The sequence below is a fragment of the Limnospira indica PCC 8005 genome (assembly GCF_000973065.1).
GTDB classification, from domain to species: Bacteria; Cyanobacteriota; Cyanobacteriia; order Cyanobacteriales; family Microcoleaceae; genus Limnospira; species Limnospira fusiformis.
The window spans coordinates 4,983,514-5,008,427 of the sequence record NZ_FO818640.1 but is presented as its reverse complement, the minus strand read 5'-3'; the positions used below and the strand labels follow the sequence as shown (position 1 = coordinate 5,008,427).

At 44.0% G+C, this 24,914-nt stretch carries 18 protein-coding genes and 2 pseudogenes; 4 read left to right on the top strand and 16 right to left on the bottom strand.

The features are described 5' to 3' along the window. Positions 1 to 86 precede the first annotated feature (86 nt). A complete protein-coding gene (locus XZ46_RS22115) occupies positions 87 to 917 on the top strand; it encodes a sulfurtransferase (protein ID WP_008054054.1) in 831 nt (276 codons plus the stop codon). Between the two features lie 3 nt (positions 918 to 920). Here the strand turns inward: XZ46_RS22115 and XZ46_RS22110 are convergent, their stop codons facing one another. Then, on the bottom strand, positions 921 to 1,454 hold the full coding sequence (locus tag XZ46_RS22110; RefSeq protein WP_008054052.1) for a pentapeptide repeat-containing protein: 534 nt from the start codon (positions 1,452 to 1,454) through the stop codon (positions 921 to 923). A gap of 77 nt (positions 1,455 to 1,531) precedes the next feature. Between XZ46_RS22110 and XZ46_RS22105 the strand changes: the two genes are divergently transcribed. Then, positions 1,532 to 1,888, top strand: coding sequence for a phage holin family protein (locus tag XZ46_RS22105; protein WP_008054051.1), 357 nt, complete (start codon positions 1,532 to 1,534; stop codon positions 1,886 to 1,888). Between the two features lie 243 nt (positions 1,889 to 2,131). Here XZ46_RS22105 and XZ46_RS22100 read toward each other — a convergent pair whose 3' ends face one another. The 3 genes from XZ46_RS22100 to XZ46_RS37025 all read right to left on the bottom strand — a co-directional run bounded on the left by XZ46_RS22100 (position 2,132) and on the right by XZ46_RS37025 (position 4,104). After that, entirely contained in the window at positions 2,132 to 2,635 is a 504-nt protein-coding gene (locus tag XZ46_RS22100) for a hypothetical protein (protein ID WP_006623638.1), read from the bottom strand. 121 nt (positions 2,636 to 2,756) lie between these two features. Further along, a complete protein-coding gene (locus XZ46_RS22095) occupies positions 2,757 to 3,302 on the bottom strand; it encodes a hypothetical protein (protein WP_008054049.1) in 546 nt (181 codons plus the stop codon). Positions 3,303 to 3,915: 613 nt separating this feature from the next. Further along, a complete protein-coding gene (locus XZ46_RS37025; RefSeq protein ID WP_071829382.1) occupies positions 3,916 to 4,104 on the bottom strand; it encodes a hypothetical protein in 189 nt (62 codons plus the stop codon). 66 nt (positions 4,105 to 4,170) lie between these two features. Here XZ46_RS37025 and XZ46_RS22090 point away from each other — a divergent pair, with 66 nt between their 5' ends. Then, positions 4,171 to 4,830, top strand: coding sequence for a PEP-CTERM sorting domain-containing protein (locus tag XZ46_RS22090; protein ID WP_008054047.1), 660 nt, complete (start codon positions 4,171 to 4,173; stop codon positions 4,828 to 4,830). A 39-nt stretch (positions 4,831 to 4,869) separates the two neighbouring features. On the opposite strand, the gene metH is transcribed toward XZ46_RS22090, so the two are convergent. The 10 genes and pseudogenes from metH to XZ46_RS22040 form a co-directional block, all read right to left on the bottom strand. Beyond that, complete coding sequence (gene metH, locus XZ46_RS22085) at positions 4,870 to 8,415, bottom strand: methionine synthase (protein WP_008054045.1); 3,546 nt, start codon at positions 8,413 to 8,415, stop codon at positions 4,870 to 4,872. 99 nt (positions 8,416 to 8,514) lie between these two features. Next, positions 8,515 to 9,456, bottom strand: a complete 942-nt coding sequence (locus XZ46_RS22080; protein WP_006668593.1) for a spermine/spermidine synthase domain-containing protein — start codon at positions 9,454 to 9,456, stop codon at positions 8,515 to 8,517. A gap of 240 nt (positions 9,457 to 9,696) precedes the next feature. Further along, complete coding sequence (proB, locus tag XZ46_RS22075; protein WP_006623642.1) at positions 9,697 to 10,806, bottom strand: glutamate 5-kinase; 1,110 nt, start codon at positions 10,804 to 10,806, stop codon at positions 9,697 to 9,699. A gap of 38 nt (positions 10,807 to 10,844) precedes the next feature. Next, the gene (locus XZ46_RS22070) at positions 10,845 to 11,360 is read right to left on the bottom strand and encodes a YqeG family HAD IIIA-type phosphatase (RefSeq protein ID WP_006623643.1); all 516 of its coding nucleotides are present in this window, start codon (positions 11,358 to 11,360) and stop codon (positions 10,845 to 10,847) included. A gap of 60 nt (positions 11,361 to 11,420) precedes the next feature. Next, positions 11,421 to 12,491 carry an endolytic transglycosylase MltG gene (gene mltG / locus XZ46_RS22065; protein ID WP_006623644.1) on the bottom strand — a complete coding sequence of 357 codons (1,071 nt, stop codon included), beginning with the start codon at positions 12,489 to 12,491 and terminating at the stop codon, positions 11,421 to 11,423. Positions 12,492 to 12,545: 54 nt separating this feature from the next. Further along, complete coding sequence (locus XZ46_RS22060) at positions 12,546 to 13,121, bottom strand: DUF3727 domain-containing protein (RefSeq protein WP_006668591.1); 576 nt, start codon at positions 13,119 to 13,121, stop codon at positions 12,546 to 12,548. Positions 13,122 to 13,242: 121 nt separating this feature from the next. Further along, complete coding sequence (gene ruvX / locus XZ46_RS22055; protein WP_006623646.1) at positions 13,243 to 13,689, bottom strand: Holliday junction resolvase RuvX; 447 nt, start codon at positions 13,687 to 13,689, stop codon at positions 13,243 to 13,245. Between the two features lie 8 nt (positions 13,690 to 13,697). Next, positions 13,698 to 14,915: a GNAT family N-acetyltransferase gene (locus XZ46_RS22050; RefSeq protein WP_006668590.1), complete on the bottom strand. Its 1,218-nt coding sequence runs from the start codon at positions 14,913 to 14,915 to the stop codon at positions 13,698 to 13,700. Positions 14,916 to 14,961: 46 nt separating this feature from the next. Beyond that, positions 14,962 to 16,192, bottom strand: a pseudogene (locus XZ46_RS22045) (F420-0:Gamma-glutamyl ligase). A 537-nt stretch (positions 16,193 to 16,729) separates the two neighbouring features. Continuing rightward, positions 16,730 to 18,022: pseudogene (locus XZ46_RS22040) on the bottom strand (group II intron reverse transcriptase); the annotation flags it as partial. Between the two features lie 79 nt (positions 18,023 to 18,101). On the opposite strand from XZ46_RS22040, the gene XZ46_RS22035 reads away from it, so the two are divergent. Next, positions 18,102 to 19,505, top strand: coding sequence for a site-specific integrase (locus XZ46_RS22035; protein ID WP_008054038.1), 1,404 nt, complete (start codon positions 18,102 to 18,104; stop codon positions 19,503 to 19,505). Positions 19,506 to 20,889: 1,384 nt separating this feature from the next. Here XZ46_RS22035 and XZ46_RS22025 read toward each other — a convergent pair. Beyond that, positions 20,890 to 21,243, bottom strand: coding sequence for a hypothetical protein (locus tag XZ46_RS22025; RefSeq protein ID WP_048894879.1), 354 nt, complete (start codon positions 21,241 to 21,243; stop codon positions 20,890 to 20,892). Continuing rightward, a complete protein-coding gene (locus XZ46_RS30770; protein ID WP_071829381.1) occupies positions 21,243 to 24,104 on the bottom strand; it encodes a tail fiber domain-containing protein in 2,862 nt (953 codons plus the stop codon). Before XZ46_RS30770 ends, XZ46_RS22025 begins: the two co-directional genes overlap by 1 nt. Positions 24,105 to 24,914 lie beyond the last annotated feature (810 nt).

Sequence of the window (24,914 nt, the reverse complement as noted above, 5' to 3'; positions counted from 1 at the left end):
GGGGAATTTTGTCTAAAAACTGCCAATATATGATATAATACCCCGTGCAAATATCGCTAATCCGATAGCAGGGAGATGGAATTTTAATGGTGAATACTGAACCGATTGTTTCCCCCGAATGGTTACGCGAAAATCTAAATAATCCCCAGGTGAAAATTGTGGACTGTCGTTTTGCCTTGGCTGATCCAGCTTGGGGACAACAACAGTATCAAGAGAGTCACATTTTAGGCGCTTTTCATCTGGATCTCAACCGGGATCTGTCTTCACCAGTGACTAAACATGGGGGCCGTCATCCCTTGCCCAATATCGATGAACTAGGGGATAAATTGGGTAAAATGGGGATTGAATTTGGGGAAACTCATGTCGTAGCCTATGATGATGCCCGATTTGCCTTTGCTGGGCGGCTGTGGTGGCTGTTACGATATATGGGTCACGATCGCATTAGTTTACTCGATGGTGGCTTTAAGAGTTGGCAGGCGGCGGGTTATCCCGTATCTGAAGAGTTGCCAGGTTCACCACCTGCTAAGTTTACCCCCAAATTGCGATCGGATTGGGTGGTAAGTTATGAACAGGTGAAAGCGCGCAAGGATCAGCCTGGGGTGATTTTAGTTGATTCTCGTGACCATGACCGCTATTTAGGCAAACATGAACCCATAGACCCCATAGCCGGACATATTCCCGGCGCGGTGAATTTACCCTGGCAACAAGTCACCGATGATCAAGGTTTTGTGAAGTCTACACAACAGCAGCGGTGGACTGAGTATCAGGAAGCTGAGGAAATTATCGTTTACTGTGGGTCAGGAGTCACAGCCTGCGCCAATTTGTTATCCCTGGAATTGGCAGGCTTATCCCAGGGAAAATTGTATGCCGGAAGTTGGAGTGATTGGTGTTCCTATCAACTAGACCCCGAAGGCTGAAGCCTAACGACACCCCAGGGAGTAGCGGGTATCAACTCCGGTCCTAGAGTTGACACCTTCTGCCCTCAGACAGAGTTGGCGCAACTGTTCCCGATCAAAAATAGCATCGGTAAAGTCTGCGCCAGTGATTTTGGTATCAGCAAAAGTAGACCCCAAAAACAGGGCTTCCGTAAAAATCGAATCGCTTAGGTCTGCCTGGGAAAAGTCTACCTGATCCACCATAGCATAGGTGAGGTCTGCTTTTCTCATCGTCACCCCCAGCATAATTGCCCGACTGAACACAGAACCTCGCAATTCGGCTTCGTCAAAGTTAGCATATTCCAGATTGGAGTTGGCAAATTCGGCGGCGGGTAGTTTTTGACCCGAAAAATCGCGGTTTTGCAGCAAGCTGTGGTTAAAAAACAGGTGGGACGGGTTCTCAGCTAGGGCTAACCCCGGTCCCATAGTTAATATTAGTCCTACCCATAAGGCGATCGCTAATGATCCAATCATCCTCTTCAATGCCAAAAGTCCCATAAAAATATCTCGAATAACCACAATCTATCTCCAGGATAGCGAACTAAAGCAGCCTTTTCACTACAATGGGAAACCAAAGACGAGGTTAAACTGTATTGATGATTAATTTTTTCTTGACTTGGCTGTTAGCAGCTATTGCGCTGTCCATTACCGCTTATTTAGTGCCGGGTTTTGCTCTGGATAGTTGGCAGGCTGCTGCTGTAGGGGCGATCGTTATGGGGTTGGTAAATGCCATTATTAAACCAATTTTAACCATCCTCACCCTACCCTTAACCCTCTTAACCCTAGGTTTGTTCCTTTTTGTCGTTAACGCCATTTCCCTATACCTAGTCGCACAATTTACCCCCGGTTTTACCATTAATGGATTTTGGCCAGCCCTATGGGGTTCTATCGTCCTCTCCTTAGTTTCCTGGGGTATGAGTCAAATCGCCAACAAAGCTGATGTAGATATGTAGATTGTTGAGATTTTCCCGACTCTAGGTTAAGGCGGTGGGTTATTCCTGGCAATATCAACCCCCGCCTTTTTCATCCCCAACCCCCATTACAGCCTGTTCAGAAATAATCTGATCACCTCTCAAAGTCCCTCTCCCTCTTTGGGATCCAGATTTAGGGTGAGGGCAATGTATTAAGCGACTGGTGAACAAGCTGTATAAACTCTTGACTTAGATTGAACATCAAAAAGTCATCATTCTTAACTATTAATAGATATCGTGAATCTTCAGATCCGTCATGTCTAAATGTTTGTAGGACATCCACCCTATTTGTGCATCATTAAACCAATTTTGTTTGTCTGCGGTACATAAAGCGCGACCACACCACCATATCCCCAGATTTTTATTAACATAAGTCGCATCAAATATCTCAACAAAGGCTCCTAATGGTAGCTTTTCGATAATGTTGTTACTATCGTTAGGGTTAGGGGATCTTCTCAAATTTAACCCCTCAGTTTTCACCTTAGCAATACATTCAAATACATCAACATGAACCTTGGGAATATACCAGGAAGTAGAACGATTTTGTTCTCCTGAACCCAAATCGGAATCTATAATCATCTGATAATGTCCGTCTTCCAAATAACGACTATTATTCCAAGCGATAAAACTAGCGCCCGCCGGAACTTCGATTTTTTTATGAGTAGGTAGTTGATTAGCCGGGAGAGGTTCGGCTTTAAAAATGGTGCGGGTATGCACAAAAACTTTCATGATTGATTTCCTCAGTAATAGAGATAGTTGAGTAGAGAGATATTAGGCGCTAAAATACTTAGCCGCCGGGTGGTAAGTGATAATAGCAGTAGTCAGATTAGACATCAAAAATTACTGATTTTTAACGAGGAACTATCCTTTGGTCTCTATTATCATAATCATACTTTAGCTCCGTCATGTCTAAATGTTTTGAGGACATCCAGCCTACTTTGGGATCAGAATATGCGTTAGAAAACCAATGTTGTTGGTCTGCGGTACATAAAGGGCGACCAGACCACCATATCCCTAGATTTTGATTAACATAAGTCGCATCAAATATTTCAACAAAGGCTCCTAATGGTAGCTTTTCAATAATGTTATTACTATCATTAGGGTTAGGGGATCTTCTCAAATTTAAACCCTCAGTTTTCACCCTAGCAAGACATTCAAATATATCAACATGAACCTTCGGAACATACCAACTACAACTGCGATTTTGTTCTCCTGAACCCAAATTAGAAGCGAGGATAACATGATGATGATCTTCGTGCCAAGGAAGACGGTGAATCTCAAACCGACCGATAAAACTAGCGCCCGCCGGAACTTCGATTTTTTTATGAGTAGGTAGTTGATTAGCCGGGAGAGGTTCGGCTTTAAAAATGGTGCGGGTATGCACAAAAACTTTCATGATTAGTTACCTCATTAATAGAGATAGTTGAGTAGAGAGATATTAGGCACTAAAATAGTTAGCTACTGGGTGGCAAGTGATAATAGCAGTAGTAGACTGTTCCGGGTTCAAGCTGTTCACTTTCATCTATATATCAACCAATTATCCATTTCAATCAATCTAACTCTCAGTCCGGTTAAACCTCAAAAAATATAGCGGATCAAGGTTGGTGTCACTCCAGAGAGTCTGAGATTGCCGATATGCCCTAATTGGATATTGATTTTTCCCTGCCCTGGGGTACTGGTCTGTTCAAACTTTACCAAAGATTTATATAAGAGCGATCGCTTTTTTACATAACCCCCCTTTTATTCATGAGTGGGATTCTGTTTACTTATCATATAACAACTCTAAATTTTGGTCAGCACCCCCGGCTGAAGCACAGGGGCTTCGTGCCCCCCTTTCAGGTAGCTGACCAGCTATAGCCTTAACTGGCTACGTTCAGAGCAAGAGTTAAAGTTCCTACCCTGGAATGCGTGCTAGTTCCAGGCCCTAGAACCGAATCGTTAAACATCTCTAAGGGGTTAAGGACGTGCGATTTGGATAGTACCGACTCTGAACATTGGCGAAGCAAACATTACCCCGCAAGGGAGTCGGAGCCAACCATAGCTCCATGGAGGGGCAACCATACCCCTCCACCCCGCAAGGGGGTGCTGGCGGCGGTCAGCCGCTTGAGTCGGTTTTCCTCTCCGCGATAAATCACGGAGCTTCCAACCCTCCCAGGAGTTTTACGTGATAATTGTTGGAGCGACTCTAGGGGGAAGATTCAGAGTCGGGAGGGGATGTTGTTGCCATTATTTTGAGCATATATCCAAACCTAACCCAAAAGACTATGAAAAATTTATGTAATCAAATCGCTCTATCTGCTGGTGTGACTATGGTTAGTGCGATCGCATTAGCCACCCCTAGTCATGCTGCTACCTTCCACGCCTGGGATGTTTTGGCGAATCGTGGAACCCCCAATCATCGGTCTGTCTTCTATGACCTAGAGTTTTTTGATCACAATGGTAACTTACTGGGGACAGGAGAACTTATTCACGCCGGAAAACCCTTTGAGGGAATTATAGATATGTGTGTGACTCCTTGGTGCAGGATTCCGCCTTTGGATATCAAGAAGGAAGATAACTTTTTTCTAGTACAGAGTTTTTCCTCGCCCATCCCCGGGTTAGGTGGGGCTCATTTTTTTCGACCCTTTGATGAGCAGTTACTAGCTGGTTTCCTTCCTTGTACCTCTGCCGGATGTATTGCCAACACCGGAGGAATTGGATTTACTTATAATTCCTGGGTTCTCAATGTCCGGACGGGGTTTAACTCACGAATGACTGCTAATGAGTGGAGTGTCAGTGGTTCTAGCATTCCACAGGTTCCAAATGGTTCGGGAACTTGGACCGCAACTCGTCGGGCTACCGTACCCGAACCCACATCAATTTTAGGATTCCTAGGATTAGGTGTACTCGGCACAGTTTCTTTACTAAAGCGCCATGGTTCTTAAAAATACTTGGGTGGGAAATTCCCCACCCGACTTAGATTGTTAGGCGCTAAAATACTTAGCCGCTGGGTGGTAAGTGATAATCGCAGTAGTAGACTGTTCCGGGTAAAGCTGTTCACTTTCATCCATATATAAACCAATCACCTCTGCTTTCAACAGATCTAACTGTTTATATTGGTCTTGCATATTCGGACAAGCCGGATAGCCGAAACTGTAACGGGAACCTCGATAACGCTGCTTGAGGATATCGCGAATATTATCAGCATCCTCCCCACCAAAACCTAACTCGCGGCGAATGCGCGCGTGTAACCATTCTGCCATAGCTTCAGCCGTTTGTACTGCCATACCATGAAAATACAAATAATTGGTATAATCATCAGCAGCAAATAGCTTCTGGGCGTAATCTGTCGCGATTTGTCCGACGGTAACCGCGTGCATCGGAAAAACGTCCATTTGACCGCTATCTTTAGGGGCGAAAAAGTCAGCAATACAGAGGCGACGACCAGACCGCTGGCGGGGAAATTCAAAACTGGTAATTGGTTCGGAAATTTCTCCTGCCTTAATTTTTTCGGGGTCATAAATTAACAGCGTGTTCCCTTCCGACTGACAGGGGAAATAACCATACACGGCGCGGGGGTGGAGTAGGTTTTCGCTAATAATTCGCTGTTTCCACTCTGCCAAAATTGGATAAACTTTAGCTTCTAAAAACTGGTTATATTCTGACCTGGGCTGTCCTTGGGGTTTACGGAACTGCCATTGTCCGGCGGTTAGGGCTTGTAAATCCAAATACCAGAATAATTCATCAAAGGGCATATCCGCAGGTTCCAGAACTTTTACCCCCCAGAATGGCGGGGTAGGACGGTCTATATCTACGGCTACGGCTTCGGAACGTCGGGTATCTACTACTTTGGGGGTGTCAGGTTCTGGCTGGTCTGGTTGTGCTGACTGTTGATTATCACCATTAGCCGTGATGGTTTCATCTTCGACAAATTCATCTAAAAAGCCTTTGAAATCTTCCCATTTTCCGGATTTCTTGGCTGGCATCAATTTATCCATAAAGGTGAGGTCGGAAAAGGCATCTTTCCCATAAATGACCCGCCCTTTATAGGTGTTTTGACAGTCTTCATAGACAAATTTGGAGGTTAAAGCCGCACCGCCTAAAATCACGGGAACGGTAATTCCTTCTTGGTTGAATACCTCTAAGTTATCTTTCATAAAGGCGGTGGATTTTACCAGTAAACCACTCATGGCGATGCAGTCGGCGTTATGTTCTCGGTAGGCGGCAATGATATTATCAACGGGTTGTTTAATGCCTAAGTTAACGACTTTATAACCGTTGTTAGAAAGGATGATATCAACTAGGTTTTTGCCGATGTCGTGAACATCTCCTTTAACTGTGGCAATTACAAAGGTTCCTTTGGCGTTATTTCCAGATTCGGATTTTTCCATAAACGGCTCTAGGTAAGCAACCGCCGCCTTCATGGTTTGGGCGGACTGGAGAACAAAGGGTAATTGCATTTGACCAGACCCAAATAGTTCCCCGACAACTTTCATCCCGTCTAATAGGAAAATGTTAATAATATCTAGGGGTGGATACTTTTTGAGGGCTTCGGCGAGAGCATCTTCTAAGCCTATGCGTTCCCCATCAATGATATGCTGTTTGAGGCGTTCCTCAATTGGTAGATTAGCATCACCACTGCGATCGCGTTTAGTAGTTTTACCTTCAAATAGGGTGGTTAATTTAGTTAACGGGTCGTAGGTACAAACATCCCCATCAAACTGTCTTTGGTCATAAATCAAGTGGCGACAGACTTCTTGATGTTCGGGTTCAATTTTAGCCAGAGGTAGGATTTTATTAGCAGTCACAATAGCCGAATCTAAACCTACGGCCATGGTTTCGTGCAAAAACACTGAATTTAACACCTGTCGCGCCGCCGGGTTCAAACCAAAGGAAATATTAGATATCCCTAATAAAATATGGCAGCCGGGGAGTTCTTGGCGCATTTGGTTAATGGCTTCAATAGTGGCTTTCCCATTTTCGCGGTCTTCTTCAATTCCGGTAGAAATAGGTAAAGCTAGGGGGTCAAAAAAGATTTCGGTGGCGGCGATACCAAAGGCGATCGCATCATTATAAGCCCTTTTAGCGATCGCAAACTTTTTGGTGGCTGTCCGCGCCATTCCCTCCTCGTCAATGGTTCCCACCACCACACCAGCGCCGTATTTTTTCGCCAATTCCAACACCTTATAAAACCGAGGTTCCCCGTCTTCGTAGTTAGTAGAATTAAGTAAACATTTCCCCCCAGCGACCTTTAAGCCCGCCTCCATTTTTTCCCATTCCGTAGAATCCAACATCAGAGGTAAATTAACATTAGTCACCAGTCGAGATACCAACTCGTGCATATCTCGGACTCCGTTGCGACCCACATAATCCACGTTCACATCAAGAATTTGCGCCCCTTCTTTCACCTGTGCTTTAGCGAGGGCGACCAAACCATCCCAGTCCTCGGCATTGAGTAAATCCCGGCATTTTTTAGACCCGCTGGCGTTGAGTCTTTCACCTACAATTAAAAACGAGTTTTCCTGTTCATAACTCACGGTACTGTAGATAGAAGCCGCCGAGGGTGTAATCTGAGGATGGCGAGGTTTTGGGGTCAAGGTTTGGGCAATTTCCGCCAAGGCTTTAATATGGTCAGGACGGGTTCCACAACAGCCGCCAATCACCTGTACTCCCAAATCTTCTATAAAGTGCATTAAAGCCATTTTTAACTCTAGGGGGGTGAGTTTATAATGAGCTTGACCGCCGACATTTTCCGGTAAACCAGCGTTAGGAATACAGGAGACCACAAAGGGGGAATGTTCTGATAAATAGGCGATGTGTTCCTTCATTAAATCGGGACCGGTGGCGCAGTTTAGTCCCAAAATATCGATTTTATAGGGTTCGAGAATAGTTAGGGCGGCGTTAATTTCGGAACCGACTAACATAGTTCCAAAAGCCTCCATAGTTACGGATACCATAATTGGTCGCCGTTCCCCTTTCATTTTAAATACTTCTTCGATACCATTAAGGGCGGCTTTAATTTGCAGGACATCCTGACAGGTTTCGACAATAAACAGGTCTACCCCACCATCAAATAAGCCTTCTGCTTGTTGACAAAAAGCACGTTCTAGGGTATCAAAATCAATATGTCCGAGGGTGGGGAGTTTAGTTCCCGGTCCCATGGAACCTGCCACAAAGCGAGGTTTTTCGGGGCTGGAAAATTCAGCAGTGACGCTTTTAGCAAGTGTGGCGGCGGTTTTATTCAGTTGATAGGCTTGGTCGGCGAGGTCATATTCTGCTAAGACGATAGAAGTCCCCCCAAAGGTATCGGTTTCAATAACATCAGCGCCAGCTTGCAAAAATTGGCGGTGGACGGTAGCGACGGCTTCGGGTTTGGTATGGACGAGGTATTCGTTACAGCCTTCGTATTCTTTCCCCCCAAAGTCTTCGGCGGTGAGGTTTTGGACTTGTAGGTTAGTTCCCATTGCGCCATCAAAGATGATTACTGGACGTTGGGGACTGTGAAGGTGTTGTAAAAATAGGCTTTCCATAGGGGATTTTAAAGATAGATTTTCTCTTAGATCGATTGGATATTATGGTTAAGATGCGATCGCAGCTATCCACTATTTTTACACAGTTTTCGCCCAGATTCACCCCCAATTATTTATCGAGTGATTTTGAGGGGGGTTGGCTAGGGTGTACACTTCGGTTTCAGATGCGATCGCATTTCTTAGGTAGGTAGGGATCTGAAATAATCCTAACAGAGTGTTTCCGTCTAACATCCTTAACCCTCCCTTCGTCTGGGTAGCTAATAACTGATTAACTGATTCCGGGTCAGGTCGGGAGGAAATCGGCTGTTTAGATGCTAACACAAACCCCCAAGGTTCTCCAAAACTGGGAACATCACTGCTATAGCTTTGGATATGGGGAAATACTTGATTGATGGTATGGGCGACTTTTGTATGAAACCTCAATCCAGCTAACGCGGTTGAGCCAGCTTGTACTACTAGGAAACCATCGGGTTTCAGGACTCGCGCCATTTTGCTAAAATATTCTTGGGTAAACAGTTGAAAAGATGGTCCTGACTCTACCGGGTCGGACAGGTCAGAGATAATCACATCCCACTGTTGAGAACTGTTATCTAGGAAGTTAATCGCGTTGTCAATATTAACTGTGGTGCGGGGGTCATCAAAGGCGCGATCGCTCATTTCGGGTAAATAGTTTTTACAGGCTGCTACCACTTCTTGATCTAGGTCTACCATCACTACTTCTTTCACGGTATGCCAGCGCAACACTTCCCGCACAGTCGCACCTTCTCCACCTCCTAATATAAGAACTTTTTGGGGTTTCCCATGATAAATCAAGGCGGGTTGCACTAAGGGTTCATGATATAAAAATTCATCAACCATACATGATTGCAGTTTCCCGTCTAAAACCAAAACCCGACCATAAGATACGGTTTCTAAAATCTCCATTTTCTGATAGGCAGTCTGCTGAGAAAGTAGAACCCTGATGACACCGTGAGCATAAATATCCCAAGATGTTATATAATCACTAAGCCACAAGTCGGCTGCTATCCGACTACCCACCATGAGTTATCCTCCTTGTTTATGGGTCGAATCCCACAGTAATTATAAATCATCTGATTTGGGTTCTGTGGTTAAATGGTCCAATCATAGGAATAGATCAGCCTGGGTATTTTTTGTTATGAATAGTGATTGCTCAGATGGCGCTATGTATCCCCCCAGTCCCTAGGTGACGGTGAAACCCAGCCTATATGACCATAGATAAACGTCATCATCTATGGTGGCATTGACAGCTAAAAAACCCGGCTACAGGATGACTAAATTATCTCGATGTATGACAGTTTCCGCCCCATAATAACCGAGAATTTCGGGGATTTGTTCCGAGTGACAACCTTTAATTTTCTGCATTTCGGAACTACTATAGTTAACTAAACCCCTGGCAAATTCTTGGCTTTCATTATCACATAATTGCACAGAATCATTAGGGTTAAATTCTCCCTCCACCCTGATAATTCCTGCGGCTAGGAGAGACTTTCCCCCCTCTTTAATAGCTTTAATTGCGCCGGGGTCAAGGTAAAGTTTACCCATAGGAACCAAGACATTAGCGATCCAGTGGCGACGGGAATTTACGGGGCGAGATTGAGGTTCAAATTGAGTACCGATCGCATCTCCGCTGAGAATTTTTTTAAGATTAGTAGGATGTTTACCATCAGTAATGACAGTACGCACCCCGGAACTGGTAGCAATACGCGCCGCCTCAATTTTGGTAATCATCCCCCCAGTCCCCCAACTGCTGCGGGAGGAACCTACCTCGACTTGAAATTCTTGTAACTGTTGAATATTAGTAACTAAATGAATGGGTTTAGCATGAGGGTTACTGCGAGGGTCGGCGGAATAAAGGCTTTCGACATCAGTTAACATAAATAGCCAATCTGCTTCTACTAAACTAGCCACTAAAGCCGATAAAGTATCATTATCCCCAAACCGTAATTCATCGACAGCGACGGTATCATTTTCATTGACAATAGGAATGACACCTAATTTGAGCAGTTGTTGAAAGGTATTATAAGCGTTGACATAGCCGCTGCGTTGCACTAAATCTCCGCGAGTTAGCAAGACTTGGGCGATGGGTTGTTTGAGGGTAGTAAATAAATCATCATAAACCCTAATCAAGCGCCCCTGTCCGACGGCGGCGACGGCTTGTTTAAGGGCGATCGCCCTAGGTCTTTCGGTTAATCCTAGGCGATCGCGTCCTACTCCCATCGCACCAGAGGACACCAAAACCACGCGATTTCCGTTTCTGCGTAGATCGGTTAAAGTCTCTACCAGAGTCGCCAAGGTTGACAGCGCCAAGTTTCCAGTTTCCGACTGGGTTAAACTGGAAGTACCAATTTTGACAACAATAGTACAGGTCATAATTGTTGAGGGGAGAGGGGGGGGAGGTTTGGGAGTGGTTAACTTTTCAAAACAGCGCCAAAGAGTTTAGATATCCAAACTTCGATAGATCTAGTTGAGAAAGATATACCAGTTTGCATGGGGTCCACCATGGGTTCCACTAGAATTGTAAACATTCCCAAACGGTTTCCCGCCAGAACATCGGTAAATAGGCGATCGCCGACCATTGCAATTTGACCGGTGGGGATATCCATAGCATCGACCGCTTGACGAAGTTTCCGACGGGAGGGTTTAGCGGCGGCGTTAATGTATGGTAAACCCAGGGCGTTAGCAATACCACTAATGCGAGTATTGCTGATATTGTTGCTAACTAACCAGAGGGAAAATAGGGGTCTAACATTTTCTACCCACTCTCGCAACTCATCAGAGACTTCCTGGGTGGTGATAGGTACTAAAGTCTCATCGACATCTAACACCAGTCCTTTGAGATCATACTGATGAAGGATATCAGGTGTAAGCTGCATAATCGAGTCGCCCAGAACCAGATCCGGTTCTAAAAGTTTTCCCCAGGACATAGCTGATCGTAGAGTTGAACTCTACCATCCTACATTAAAACAGAGTAACTCATGACATTTTTATTGATTAGCGAGTTGTCGTTCAACTTCTGCGATCGCCGCCTTATGTTCCTCTCCGGTGCGGCTAAAGATATGAGTACCATCATACCGAGCCATAAAATAGAGGTAATCTGTTTCGGCTGGATTTAGGGTAGCCTTTAAACTAGCCACACCTGGGGAGGCGATCGCTGTTGGTGGGAGTCCCACATTCAGATAAGTATTGTAAGGTCCCGGAGTTTCCACCTGTCTAAAAGTTAGAGGTTGGTCAACAGTTTGGCGAATCCCCAAACCATATTCTACCGTAGGATCTGCAGCCAATGGCATTCCCATTCTGAGGCGATTATGAAACACCCCAGAAATCAAATTCCGTTCATCAGCCACCACCGCCTCTTTTTCCACAATACTAGCCAGTGCTACCCATTCATTGAGATCGAGATTGTGTCTGTCTCGGCTTTGTTGATAAATTGGTAGCGCCACCCTTTCAAATTGAGTTAGCATCTGGTTAATCACCGCTTTAGGGGTAATCAAATCACTAGCCAGAACATAGGTATCAGGATATAAAAATCCTTCCAGTATAGGTAATCCTTGCGGCAACCATGGATATTGATCGAATGGTATTTGTTGAGCTTGTGCGATAAACTCTTCCGCCGAAAAGAATCCTTTGGCTTGGAAATATTCAGCCATTTCCTGAATCGACCACCCCTCTGGAATGGTAAAGCTGGTTTGCATCACTTCCCCAGTCCAAATGCGATCGGCAATTGCACTGAGGGACTCCGTAGGAGATAGCTGGTAATTTCCCGCTTTAAATTCTCCATCTGGGTCTCGGAAAACCAACCACCTAGACCATAACCGCCAAGCTGTCGATGATCTAATCAAGCCAGCGCTTTCCAAATCGAGACCAATTTGTTGGCTAGATGTTCCTGGGGGAATTGAAATCAGGATAGCAGTTTCCGATTTAGCATTTTCTCCGATCGCATCTTCATCTACAGGGGGGGAACTAGCCCAACTCCACCAACTCCATCCTTGCCACCCAAAAAACACCCAAACTAATGGTACAACGGTGTAAAAAATACCTTTAGAAATCCGTCCCATAACCTATTCTATCAATTCCTGATAACTACTTTTGCTCAATTAGCAGTTCGGCTTTTAGCTAAAATCTCCAAAGAGTTTTTCCTCAATCATCGGTAGTAGTGGTTCAATTTTATCTAACTCTTCAGAAGATAGCAATTGGGGTTCACCTTTCTCATTCATACGAGCCATAATAAAAAATGGATCGAGGGGAGTATAAATGCCATATTCTTGTTCTTCATGATAAAAAGTGGTGAGCATTAACAGTTCCTCATAATCTTCTTCCCCCCCGCCCACAGAGCCATTCTCTTCCACATCATTATCAAAAATGTCCTCTGGTAGTTCCCCAGCCACAGTCAAGGTGACTGCTGTACGTTTGAGGGTAAGGTTTTGTTCTTCCAGAACTACTTTAGCCGTATCAAAAATACTATCTATGACCGCTTCTGACTCTACCGGAACCGCCACCTCTTCATCCTCATCATCAGACCAAGTGAGGATTTCCACCGGGGTATCGAGGGGAAGCAGCAAAATATATTCTTCCCCGTCTAGGCTAAAAGATGACTCAATTGTGCATTCAATCGATCGCCCTTGTTCATCAGTTAGGGTAGTGGCCTCTGGTTCGGGGATATTCTCGTCGGAAAATTGGGATGGCATGATTTTTGAAAGTAGTATGGTTGCTCAAAAAGAATAAGGCAATGCTAATTGTACCGATGGGTACAATTGATACAGATCCACTTGCACCAGAAAGAATACCATAACAGTGATATCTTAACCCCTAGGATTTGTTTCGGCGTTGATCGAGCCACTGTTGCAGAATCAAGGCGGCAGCTTTGCGATCGATTAGCGCCTTATTCTCAGACAAGGGGATTTTTTGCCCTTTTAACATCTGTTCAGCCTCCACAGATGTTAAGCGCTCATCCACATATTCCACGGGTAGAGCCAGGGATTTTTGCAGTCGTCGGGTATATTTTTGGATCTGACGGGCTTGGGTTCCTAACTCTCCATTGCTCAAATAGGGTAAACCGACGACCAAAATTTGCACCTGGCGCTGTTGGATGATGGCTTGAAACTGGGCCAAATCCGCCTCAAAGTGGGTGCGGACAATAGTAGTTAACCCGGTGGCGATTAATCCGGTACCATCACAGCCAGCCACTCCAATGCGACGGCGACCGATATCTAAGCCTAGGGCTGATATATAGCCTTTGGGGATGATGTCATTCATCGGCAGGTTTAATTGGGGTCTGGCGCACTACTCTCGGCGATAGTTTGGGGTGGAATTTTGGAGGAATCAGCAGTGCTGGTTTGATCATCATGGGTCTGATGATGCTCCATGGGTCCCAGCCATGACATTCCCCCAGGAACTGGCTTTCTCGATGGTTGCAAACTTTGGAGAACTTCCGACCATTGGAGAGGTTCGGCGATCGTTTTTGACTCACGCAATTTGTGCCAAACCGATCGCGACATTAGCAAAGTGTGTTCCACCGGCTCCGCTCCGACTTTTTGTAAATAGGCTTCGCGTTCCGGTTGATAATCCACCGAAGCCAGTCGCAGGGACTGAGGCGGAAAATCTTGGACTAATTGAGCCATTTGACATAAAAGTTCTGGGTATAACCAAGTATAGGCAGGATGAACGGTTAATTCAGCTTGATGGGGTTGGCCACCATCTCGACACAATTGGATTTGAAAATAACCGATCGCCGCCTTCCGTTGGGGTTCAAACACATAACCGCTCACCTGTTCGATGCCATCAAGCCATTGTCGCACTCCATCGACGATCGCTCTGATCACATTAGTTTGAAAATCGAGAATATGGCGATCGAACACCTGTCGGACTTGGGGAGGCATAGAAACCGTATCTAATTGATACAACAATTGAGCATCAGCATTGCTGACCGGAAGTAGATTAGGGACATCCGCCACAGATTGGGCTAAATCAGCCAGCAATTCAGGTTCTACAGACCAGTAAGTGATTTTAGCCAGAGGTTGGAACCCATTTTGTCGATATAGAGCCAAATCATCTTTATCGTTAACATTGACCTCCAAAACCCAAGTTCTAGCTTCCCAGATAGTTTCAAAGCAGTATCGCAACAGTTGGGAACCAATACTACTAGACGAAGTGCTGGGGTCTACGGACACTCGTTTAACCTGCCAGGTGCTACGGGTACGGTTAAACGGCGAAACTCTGATCACTCCTTGAACCTGTCCCCCCTGTTCCGCCACATAGGTATTAAATAGATGCTGACAGGGGTTAGGAAACCAACTCAGAAATCGGAGTAAGCCATACCAGAGTCGCAGTTGTTTGGTTTCCGGGTCAATGGTGCGGTCTTCGCGCCATGGCTCATCTACCGGCTGGGTAAGCTGAGACAAACGCTCAAAAGCCTCTAAATCGCGGTATTGAAAGGCGCGAATTGTCGCCTGAGTTTGATTGGGAGAAGGAAATAAATTCATGTGAATTGTGGGGTTTTGGGGTCTTGGTAGATCATTTTAGGCAGAGTTAAAGGCTTTGATCCGATTCGGGACGGATCAGAACTAATGGGGTGCGCTCATCAGCATTTCCGGCGGGATTGCTTCTAAGCGATCGCTCCACTAAAGCCGTAGATAAACCAGAAGTGAAGTAGCTGCTAATATTTTAACCGCTTTCAAGTCGTTAACGTCTACAATGGCCGCTTCTAGTCCCGTCGCTTGGCGAATACGGTTAACTACCCCTTGAGGGTCTTCTGGACCAAGAACAATAAATTGATCGTAAGGTGGTAAGGTTCCGGTGACATCATCAATAAGGCGTGCTTGTTCCCCTGCTAATTCGTAAAACCCGCCTGGATGACCTAATACCTTGCCAATAGCGCCTCCGACAAAGGCTCCGAAAACCCGCACCGGACCGACTATATCGACCAGGGTTTGCAGTCCGCAGGCGGTGGCTAGGCTGGAGGGGAGGTGGGCATAAAAAAGTAACAAATTCGCACCGCTACCCATCCGGGTTTGACTTCCGTTGGGTGGCGGAACCTACCTTGAATTAAGGCTAGGGGAGTTTCTCCCATTGTAACAATATCTCCCGGTTTAGCGTGTGGCATTACATAACGCTGCACTACTTCCACGGGATCATCTAGTTGCGCTAGGAGATGGGTGCGGATCGGGAATACTTGACCGCCGCCTTCTACGGGGCGAGGAGTGGGGGGGATTTGCGGATCTGGGTATTGCATGGGAATCACCAAATGGCGGACTTTGGGTATTCTGCCTTGGGGTCCATAGGTGACGTAGCGAATTTGTACCCAAGCTGACTGGAGTTCCTTGAGGTTTGGGCTTTGAATGTCGATAATTACTTGAAATCGGGTGAGTTGGCGCGCTTTGACGATATAGGCTAACCAGTAATCATCGGCTCTGGGGGTGGTGGCTTCATGGGCGGCAATGATGCGGGTGTTTACCCTGGTATTGGCTAAACTCCCATCAGATAGGAGTTTGACTTTGGCTGTCACCTCCGGCACCATTATTTCTAGGGTCTTGGTCCGGTTGCAGAGTTCAAATTCTCCTTTGAGGAGGAGTCTTTGGGGTTCTGTGGGTGTCTTTTCCCAATTGACGGCTCTTAGTTCTAGGTCATTACCCGGACGGTTACGATGCTGCCATTCTAAGGCAATTAAAATGATGGCGATCGCTACTACAATGGCGATCGCTAAGGATAAAATCAGATTTACAATAATCACACCAGCCCCCCAATTAAAGCTATCAAACATGAGATCGACATTATTCTAGGTTATACGAACAGCACTGGAGCATGAAAACCTTGTCTCAAGAGAGCAAGGATGAAAGGCGACACGGGTACTTTAGTGCCCGTCAGCCCAAGACCTGATCAACTCTCGAACAACATCGCTGTTTTACTTGACACGCTTACTAGATAAATGCTACACCGATTGAGCGTGGATAAAGGTAACCAACCACTTAAAAAACCTTGTTGCCTCAAGGCGTACACTGAACCTTGACCATTGAATCTATGCGGTTTGGCTGCATTGTTCTAGCTTCCTCCTGGCAGCAGGTAAAAGATTCACAGGAACTAGACAAATCAGTTTTTGAGGTATATTTGCTTCAATCTAAACAGGATTGGCAGAAATGCAACTACGGTAGGGCATACCGAAAGTAACGCTTGGGAAGAGTCCCACCTCTGGGCTAGACGACGATTAGGGGTCGAGAGTAAAGTCGCCTTCACCCCCTCCCATTCAGAACCGTACATGAGACTTTCACCTCATACGGCTCCTAGTTTGACTGCCTCCCTGTTAAGAGTACAGCAACCTCTCTTCATCAAGAGCTGTTTTATCATCGCGGGTGTGGCGATGTAGTAACTGAAGGTTTTTGTATTCATCCTTTCCACCTTGGCTTCGAGGTACAATGTGGTCTACTTCAGCTATATCTGATGGGGTAAAGTATTGCCCACACCAGGTACACTTACCTTTTTGCTTTTTGAGTAGTTTTGCTACCCTATTTGGCGTGTCGGTTGCTTGTCCTTTCCTGGTTGCCCAGTAAGTCCAGTTTCCGTCGTATGGTGTTGCTTCCGGGCGTGTTAGGGTATGTCTGACCAATGGAGTCCAATCATGTTGCCATAGTGTGGTTCCATCATTGGCTTTAAATAACCAACTTTCGTGCCTTGTTTTTCCGTTACTAAGTTTAACCGTTTCATTCCTGAAATAGTTTCTTAGCTTTTCATGTAGGTTCGCCCTTCCACATCTTGATATTGTCCATGCCCTTAACATTTCCCAGATTATATAATCTAGTTTTCTGAAGGTCTCCGATGAGACGACCCTTGAATAATAATTTGACCATCCCTGAATCATCAGGTTTAGTTGACTTCTTAGGGTTAATTGAGGCGATGTTTTGTGCTGTTTGATTACGTCTTTAATCACTTCTGTGTGGGCTTTAACTGCTTTCTTGCTGGGTTTGATGAGGGTTTTATGACCTATTAATCGTCCTGTTGTCCCCCCCGGTTTTTCCAGACTTATGTTTTCCTACCGGATACTGCCTGATATTGAATCCTAGAAAATCAAAACCCGGGTTTTCAGTCTTGCCATTATACTCAATGGGATTGAGCGTGTGGCAAATTCGGGTCTTTTCTGATTTGATTTCTAATCCTACAGGTTTTAACCATTCAGAAATTGCAGTTTTGCACTGCACTGTTCAATAATTTCTAGGTCTTTTGAGATGACCACGAAATCATCGGCGTATCTTATTGTGGTAGCTTGTGGCTTGTTCCTTTTCTTAGGATACATTGTTTCTATGTGCCTTGCCATACCATCCAGTGCGATGTTAGCTAGGAGTGGACTTATCACCCCTCATTGTGGTGTCCCTGCTTTTGTATCCTCAAACACGCCGTTGTCCAAAACACCTGATTTTAACCATTGTTTTAGGTCTCTTTTCAGGCTGTTTGGGCAATGAATTTTGGACAGTAGATAATCATGGTTTATTCGGTCAAAGCATTTTGCTATATCCGCATCTAGCACGAAATATTCACCTTTGTTAATACTCAGGTAAATCCTGGCTATTGCATCATGGGCTGACCGTCCGGATCGAAACCCGGTTTAAAGGCTATAACTCCTATTCTACCGTCACTCTAATGCACTCAATGGCGATCACACATTTAGGAGTGAGTGCAAAATGAGTGCAAGTACAAACAGTACACACAGTGGTGTATATCAAGGCTTTGAGGATATGCTTGAATTTTTCAACCTATCCCGTAAACAATGTCCCAAGGGTGTCAGGATTAAACGTAACCGGGGGACGATTCAGTTAGATATCACCAATGACCCAGAAACCGGGGGACGTAAACAACGGGGATGCAATTGTCAATTTACTTCTGAGGGTATCCGTAGGGCTGTTGACAAAGCCTGGTTAGTCCATAAATCCCTTGAAGGACAATTCCAGTCAGTATCTGAATGGCTGGACTGGTACAAGGCTGCTATCCTAGATGAATCCAAAACTCCCCTAGAGAATGACTTAATCACCTATCGTCAAGTGTTTAAAGAGATGGAAGATGATTACTTTAATGGAGTGCATCGTAACACCAAACGGAAACGCTCTCGTGATATTGCTAGTGACATTAGAACGTTTCAGGACTGTTTTTTGGGTGTATTTAACAAAGTTACAGATTGGGATGCTTACGTTACCTGGGAGGGTATTAAAGAAGCGCTATATAGCCCGTTACAGAATGGCGATAGTCCGGTAGGTAGTAAAACATTTAGAGACAGGTACTATCGATTAAGACAGGTAGCGGAACGTGCTGACTGCAAAAAAGCACTAGAGAAGATGGAAAAGATTAACCCTACCCAGACAGTATTTGCTGAATCCCAGAGTGTAGACTTGGATACCTTGCTAGGCTTGCTAGACAAGGAGCGTAACACTGATTATGAGAATCCAAGGGAACGTCAAGCTCGTGATGGTTGGTGTTGGGTGTCAGCAATGTGCGCTTTATACGGGTTGAGACCATCAGAGATAGCAGCAGTCCAAAACCTAAACAAAGCAGTCAAGATTGACGGCATTACTTTCCCGGCCATATCTGACCCTAATAACCTTGAGTTAGTGCTGGTTATTGGTGAGTTTACTTACTTTGGCAGTAGCACCAAAACAGGTCAAAGGTTAGCAATACCAATGTCAAAAGACAAGGCTTTAATTGACCGTCTTGGGATTCATAACGTCTGTCTGCCTATCACAACATCTAATCACCCTAACGGTTTTAATAGCAATCACAGACTATGGCTTAATCGTCACAATTGGGGAATTACTCAAACCTACGCTTTCCGACATCTAGCCAACCAACTGGGAGAGATGAACGGGATACCACAGGAAATCAGGGCGCGTTCGTTTGGTCACAGTGTGGCGGTTAATGATGGCAAGTACAAAAAACGCCGTAACCTTGCTACAGAGCTAGGTATCCTAACACGACACCAAAGGCAACCATTGCCACTAGAGATGGCAAAGCAAACATTACTCAATCACGGTATTGACCCAGAATCCCCAGAAATGAAAACAGGTCTTAGGTTAATTTATCGGCTAGATGATTAACCCCCAATAAACCCACAATACAACACCCCCTAGGCTAAATGCTTAGGGGGTTTCATTTTGCACTCACTCCTAAATGTGTGATCGCCATTGAGTGCATTAGAGTGACGGTAGAATAGGAGTTATAGCCTTTAAACCGGGTTTCGATCCAGATATTTCGGTTTCGATTAAACCCCTACCCTGACTGCGATAACCGGGATTTACTCAACCCGATAGTCGTACCGTTACACTCTAAATGCACTCCATTTAGTCTTAGCACATGGGACGATTAGTGCATATCCCTTAGCAACAAAACTTAATTATTGACGGGTTAATCAATAAGCACAACTTAATCAATCTGTCAAATAGCTACATCACCCCCCAACCAGACACCGATAGGTTAACTCCCTTGTGATACCCGTCAATGGCAAGCCTATCGGTTCGTACCTCACCATTGACTGCTATCACGTCGGTCGTTTCCCCAAAGAGTGTTTGTTCCGGTTGGGGGGAGGATATGTTTCAAAATCAACCACGACAACAGCAGAAGATAATTCCCCAAGCTATCAATGTACAAAGATACACCTATCAATGTACAAAGATATCAGACCGCCTTTCCATGGACTAGACCTATAGGTAAGGTAAACCTATGAGCGATCGCCTATCCGGTTATCTATGGGTCTAATTCATAATCCTCGGTGAGGGGAAACTATGGGCTATCATCTACCGACTCCAACCCGATACCCCTAAACAACTTTTCAACTGGTGACAATTACCGAGATGGGAATCGATACCCACATAATCCTCAGCAAGTCTCCAATCTTTGATGGTAATCATCCCGTGCGGAAACCGATACCAACATAATCAGTTCACCTCCAAAATCTTAGTCGTAGGTTGTAGGTAAAGCTATCTGTTGGGGGTAACTCAGTTCTGGGTAATATCTGGACATGATAGGGTAGGCATTCATATAAACTTCTATCAGGCCTGAATATTCAGGCCTGAAACGGGATAGGCTAAATGATTTTTTAACTTTTTTCAGGCCTGAATATTCAGGCCTGAAACGGAAAAATACATAGACACCCCCTACAGTCAGAAACCATAGGGGGCCATTAAGTTATTGGGGTAGCTGTTAGGAGCTAGGGCTTACGCCAACCATCATCATCAATATCATCTCTGTTGATTGGGAGATGAGGTGATTGTTTTTTGCTCTCTAACTGTTGTTTACAGATTATTTGTTCTAACGATTTTTGTAAAAACTCAAATAATATACCTAACTTATGATTATTTAAATCTAGTTTTGATTCGATAATTTTATTCTCCTTGATTATCGCATACGTTGAACACAAGACCACAATTATTATCAAAGCTAATTCAATAATTATGAATCTTTGACAGATTGATACTATATTCATTACATTAATCTCCAAAAATAAAGGGTAAACCATTTAATCCGTTCTAACGGGTCAAATACCGCATAAAAGCTGCTATATGGTGGTGATTCAATTATTTGATATTCATTAAGCCAGACAATCTCACGTTTAACCATCATATTCTGTTTGACATCATTGTATGCGTAAAATTTTAACCAACCCGCCATTTTCCAATAAGTGGAAACCTGGTCAGCATCAAATAATATCCTAACAAATTTACTGCCTGATATATCTGGCAATCGCTTACTCCCGTGTGGGGTATCATCTTCTTGGATAAAATATTGATTGTAAGCTAAAAACCAATTAGTTTCAGATATATCATATTTGTTAGACATTATCTCACCTGCTTGATTACATTATCGTTATCCGTGTCACACCATAAATCACCTACACTTAAACCGATAGGGCTTGTCGGTAAATTACTGATATTACCATTTGTAGATGCTGTGGGTTTACCTAGTGCGTCTAATTTTTGAGATAATTCTTGAATCCCTGCCACTAATAAAGGAACTAATTTTTCATAAAGAATCGTCAGATAATCTATTTTTTTGTCGTCAACTTCAGGGCTATCTGTGTGGTCATTTTTAACTACTTCAACCGCTTCTGGGTAGTGCTCTTGAACTTCTTGTGCGATTAAACCTATTTTGGCTTCTTTGTCACAAAAGCCATGCAACTCTGCTAATTTATTGTATTTGAATTTAATTACATTCAATTTTTTGATTAAATCTAAGCTATTAACATTCTCATTTAAAACAGTTTTAAACCTGATATCTGAAGACCCTTTGACATAATCCCCGCTGTCATTAATGTACGCAATACCTGTGACACCTAGTCGAAATCTAGTATGTATGTTTGAAGAACCTAGACCAGGGTCTTTTATGAAATACATTTGATTGTTATATACTTGCATTGTATATGGATTGGGAGAAGCACTTCTCCAAACACTATTTTCAAGAAAATTAATACCATGATATATAAATACTCTAGGATTAGGCTCTGCTTCAAGTAGCATAGAATAATTTCCCTGATAAGAAAACGCCCAGCTATTTCCTCCAACTCTACTATTTAGTACTAAACTTGCCGTACTAGCAATAGACCCTATTCGGCGTATGTCAAACCCCCTCCAAACATTAAAATCAATAAGCATATTTCCATCGGGGAAACTTTCATTAGTCGTAAAAGTTACTGGATTATTTGTTATGTTAAATGTTTTAATTCCGGTTATTGTTTGATTTCCAGAGGTTCTTAAGACAGTTGAATCTACATCAAAAGTTCTATTAGCTGCTAATGTTCCACCACCACTTAAACCATCTCCTGCGGTTAATGCAATGTTTGAATGAGTATGAGTTGTAGGTGTTCTAGCATTAGATAATCTACTATCATTACCTTGACAAGCTGTTCCCGCTGTAGTCCCATACGCTACAGCCCATGTAGTAGCAGCACTACCATTAAAATTATTTCCAGTTAATCCTGTACCATTTGTTAATGTATTTGGAGTATTTGCAGTTATCGTTATATTAGCGCTTCCATTAAATGAAGTTCCATTAATAGTTCTAGCTGTTTGAAGTGTAGTTGAAGTTGAAGCGTTACCCACTAAATTACCAGTTATACCAGCGCTACTAAATAAAGCTCGTTGTACACCACCAGTTGTGATTGCTAACTGGTCAGCAACAGGTCGATAAATACCTGTATCTAAATCGCCAGTCCAACTAAAGCTAGGTAAATTAACAGTATCTGAAGCATTACCTAAAAATTTAGCAAAGTCTACTGTACCTGACCCAGTTAAATTAGTCATACCACTATAGCTACCAGATATACTGGCATTTGGTACAGTACCAGATAGATTAGCTGCATTTAAACTGGTAACAGGAATAGTAATATTAGCACTGCCATTAAAACTGGTTGCTGTACCTGTAGCCGCACCAGATAATGCAATTGTTCTAGCTGTAGTTAATGTAGCTGAACTTGATACACTTTTAACTGAGTCAGCAGTATTATCTACGTTACCTAGACCAACATCTCCCTTAATTAAAGTTACAGCGCCTGTCTTACCAGCAACTGAAGTGACTGGAGCAGTAGGCAATGTTGTCCAATTCAAACTACCAGCAGTTGCACCCGCAGTTAGTACTTTACCGTTGTTTGTGGTACCAGTGGCAGGTACGTGTAAATTACCATCTGTAGTTGGGTGAACGTAATTATTTGCGCTTGCAGCAATTCCATTTAACTTAGTCTTGTCTCCCAAAGACATTAAACCAGCGGTGGAAGTTGTAGCAACAGGTATAGTTACGTCAGTACCAGTAGAACTTGTAATTGTTCGAGTGTCACCTGTACCAGAAATAGAAAGGTTAGTGGATTGATGAGGCGCAAAGTTAATAATGGTTGTACCTGATAACGATATACCTGTACCTGCGCTATATGTTGTATTCGGGGGAGTCCCCAGATTAGCGGTGATACCATTAGCGGTTTGGGTGATACTGGTTACAAATGTACCGCTACCAGAGGTAGCTACTGGTAAACTGAAAGTAGTACCACTAAGAGTTAAACCACTACCCGCTGAGTATGTGGTATCCCCTATCAACGCAGCAGCAGGGAGTCTAGCAACATCGATAATACCAGATGTAATATTAGAAGCATCATGATTATGCGGTGTTGGGGGGAACGTAGTTGGTGAGCCTGTCACCTCATTCCACGTAGGCCACCTAGTGGCAGTCGCTGGGATAGATGTTATCTCACTCCAAGCATGGTTGTGAGCACTAGGAGTAAACGTAGTAGGTTTAGAAGTCACTTCAGCCCAAGACGGCCAGCGTGAAGCGGTAGCTGGAACACCTGACGTAATGTCAGCCCAAGCATGAGTATGCGCTGAAGGCGTGAACGTTGTCGGTTTGCTTGTAACTTCAGACCACGTAGGCCAACGGGTTGCCGTAGCTGGTTTATCCGCCACGTTTGCCCAGTCACTTGCAAAGATAGTCGGTTTGTTCGTTATTTCAGTCCAGCTATGGGAATGAGTAGATGGGGGGAAAGCGCTAGGTTTATTAGTAATATTATTCCAGGATAAATCAGTTAATTTGACTAAATTAGTATTTGAGTCAATAACTGCCTGTACCCTTTCATTGGTTAAATACAGATTGACTTCACCTTCTGGCAAGTCATCGGTTGATTGCCCAAATTTACTAGAATAAATATTAAAGTTAGTCATAATAAAGATTCCTCAAAAAGGGGGATAATCCCCCAATTTTTAAACCACATCTCCAATCTCATCCTCTTTCCCGGAATTCTCCCACCATATCCGGAATATCTTGGAACTTTCTAGCGCCATAAGTGGGGTTAAAGTTTCCCCCCGGTTCTCTAAAAAAGGGGAGATAATATACTGGTTTTTTTGGGGGATCAACAATAAATAGAGCGGTATTTAAGCCATTTTTTGAACAACATTATCCGTCCTTTGGTTTATTTTTCTCGCCAATATTGTGATTTGTTATTCCTGTTAATAAAAGCTGTGGTCAAGGGTCCCCCGTATTTTTCATATTTATGTGTGTGTTATTTTTAAGGTTTATTAATCGGAAACTCTTACTCCTTCCCTCAAAATTACTTTTAGTGGTGGAGTAGGGGTGTCCGTTTCCTCCAAAGTTAAACAATTCTCTTTTTCACCTACAACTACACCAATATATTCACTCTCCCTCAGGGTAGGTCGGGTCTTCTATCTTCTGTGTGGGAGTGTTGTTGGCTATAATACAACTCCTCCCTCGCTTGTGTGTGCGGCTACAGAAGTCTGTCGGTCGGATGGGGGGCGTTCTATACTCTATCCTTTGGGGGAGGGGTTTGTGCGGGGTAGTTACCTCCACTAAATTCATCGTAATTGAGGTGCCTTTTTGCTACGTGATGTGCTTGTCCGGGTTTATATTATTTGTTTTGTAGATAGTAGAAATTACTGTTGGCCGACTATAACATACTAACTACCACCTATATGTGTGAAAAATAAATACAGTATAATACATAATGCAAAAATAAG

Coding starts and splice junctions, on each gene's coding strand:
- XZ46_RS30770 (WP_071829381.1), bottom strand. CDS start 24,104: ATGACTAACTTTAATATTTATTCTAGTAAATTTGGGCAATCAACCGAT.
- metH (WP_008054045.1), bottom strand. CDS start 8,415: ATGGAAAGCCTATTTTTACAACACCTTCACAGTCCCCAACGTCCAGTA.
- XZ46_RS22050 (WP_006668590.1), bottom strand. CDS start 14,915: ATGAATTTATTTCCTTCTCCCAATCAAACTCAGGCGACAATTCGCGCC.
- proB (WP_006623642.1), bottom strand. CDS start 10,806: ATGACCTGTACTATTGTTGTCAAAATTGGTACTTCCAGTTTAACCCAG.
- XZ46_RS22035 (WP_008054038.1), top strand. CDS start 18,102: ATGAGTGCAAGTACAAACAGTACACACAGTGGTGTATATCAAGGCTTT.
- XZ46_RS22100 (WP_006623638.1), bottom strand. CDS start 2,635: ATGAAAGTTTTTGTGCATACCCGCACCATTTTTAAAGCCGAACCTCTC.
- XZ46_RS22025 (WP_048894879.1), bottom strand. CDS start 21,243: ATGTCTAACAAATATGATATATCTGAAACTAATTGGTTTTTAGCTTAC.
- XZ46_RS22070 (WP_006623643.1), bottom strand. CDS start 11,360: ATGTCCTGGGGAAAACTTTTAGAACCGGATCTGGTTCTGGGCGACTCG.
- XZ46_RS22060 (WP_006668591.1), bottom strand. CDS start 13,121: ATGCCATCCCAATTTTCCGACGAGAATATCCCCGAACCAGAGGCCACT.
- XZ46_RS22105 (WP_008054051.1), top strand. CDS start 1,532: ATGATTAATTTTTTCTTGACTTGGCTGTTAGCAGCTATTGCGCTGTCC.
- ruvX (WP_006623646.1), bottom strand. CDS start 13,689: ATGAATGACATCATCCCCAAAGGCTATATATCAGCCCTAGGCTTAGAT.
- XZ46_RS22090 (WP_008054047.1), top strand. CDS start 4,171: ATGAAAAATTTATGTAATCAAATCGCTCTATCTGCTGGTGTGACTATG.
- XZ46_RS22095 (WP_008054049.1), bottom strand. CDS start 3,302: ATGAAAGTTTTTGTGCATACCCGCACCATTTTTAAAGCCGAACCTCTC.
- XZ46_RS22080 (WP_006668593.1), bottom strand. CDS start 9,456: ATGGTGGGTAGTCGGATAGCAGCCGACTTGTGGCTTAGTGATTATATA.
- mltG (WP_006623644.1), bottom strand. CDS start 12,491: ATGGGACGGATTTCTAAAGGTATTTTTTACACCGTTGTACCATTAGTT.
- XZ46_RS22115 (WP_008054054.1), top strand. CDS start 87: ATGGTGAATACTGAACCGATTGTTTCCCCCGAATGGTTACGCGAAAAT.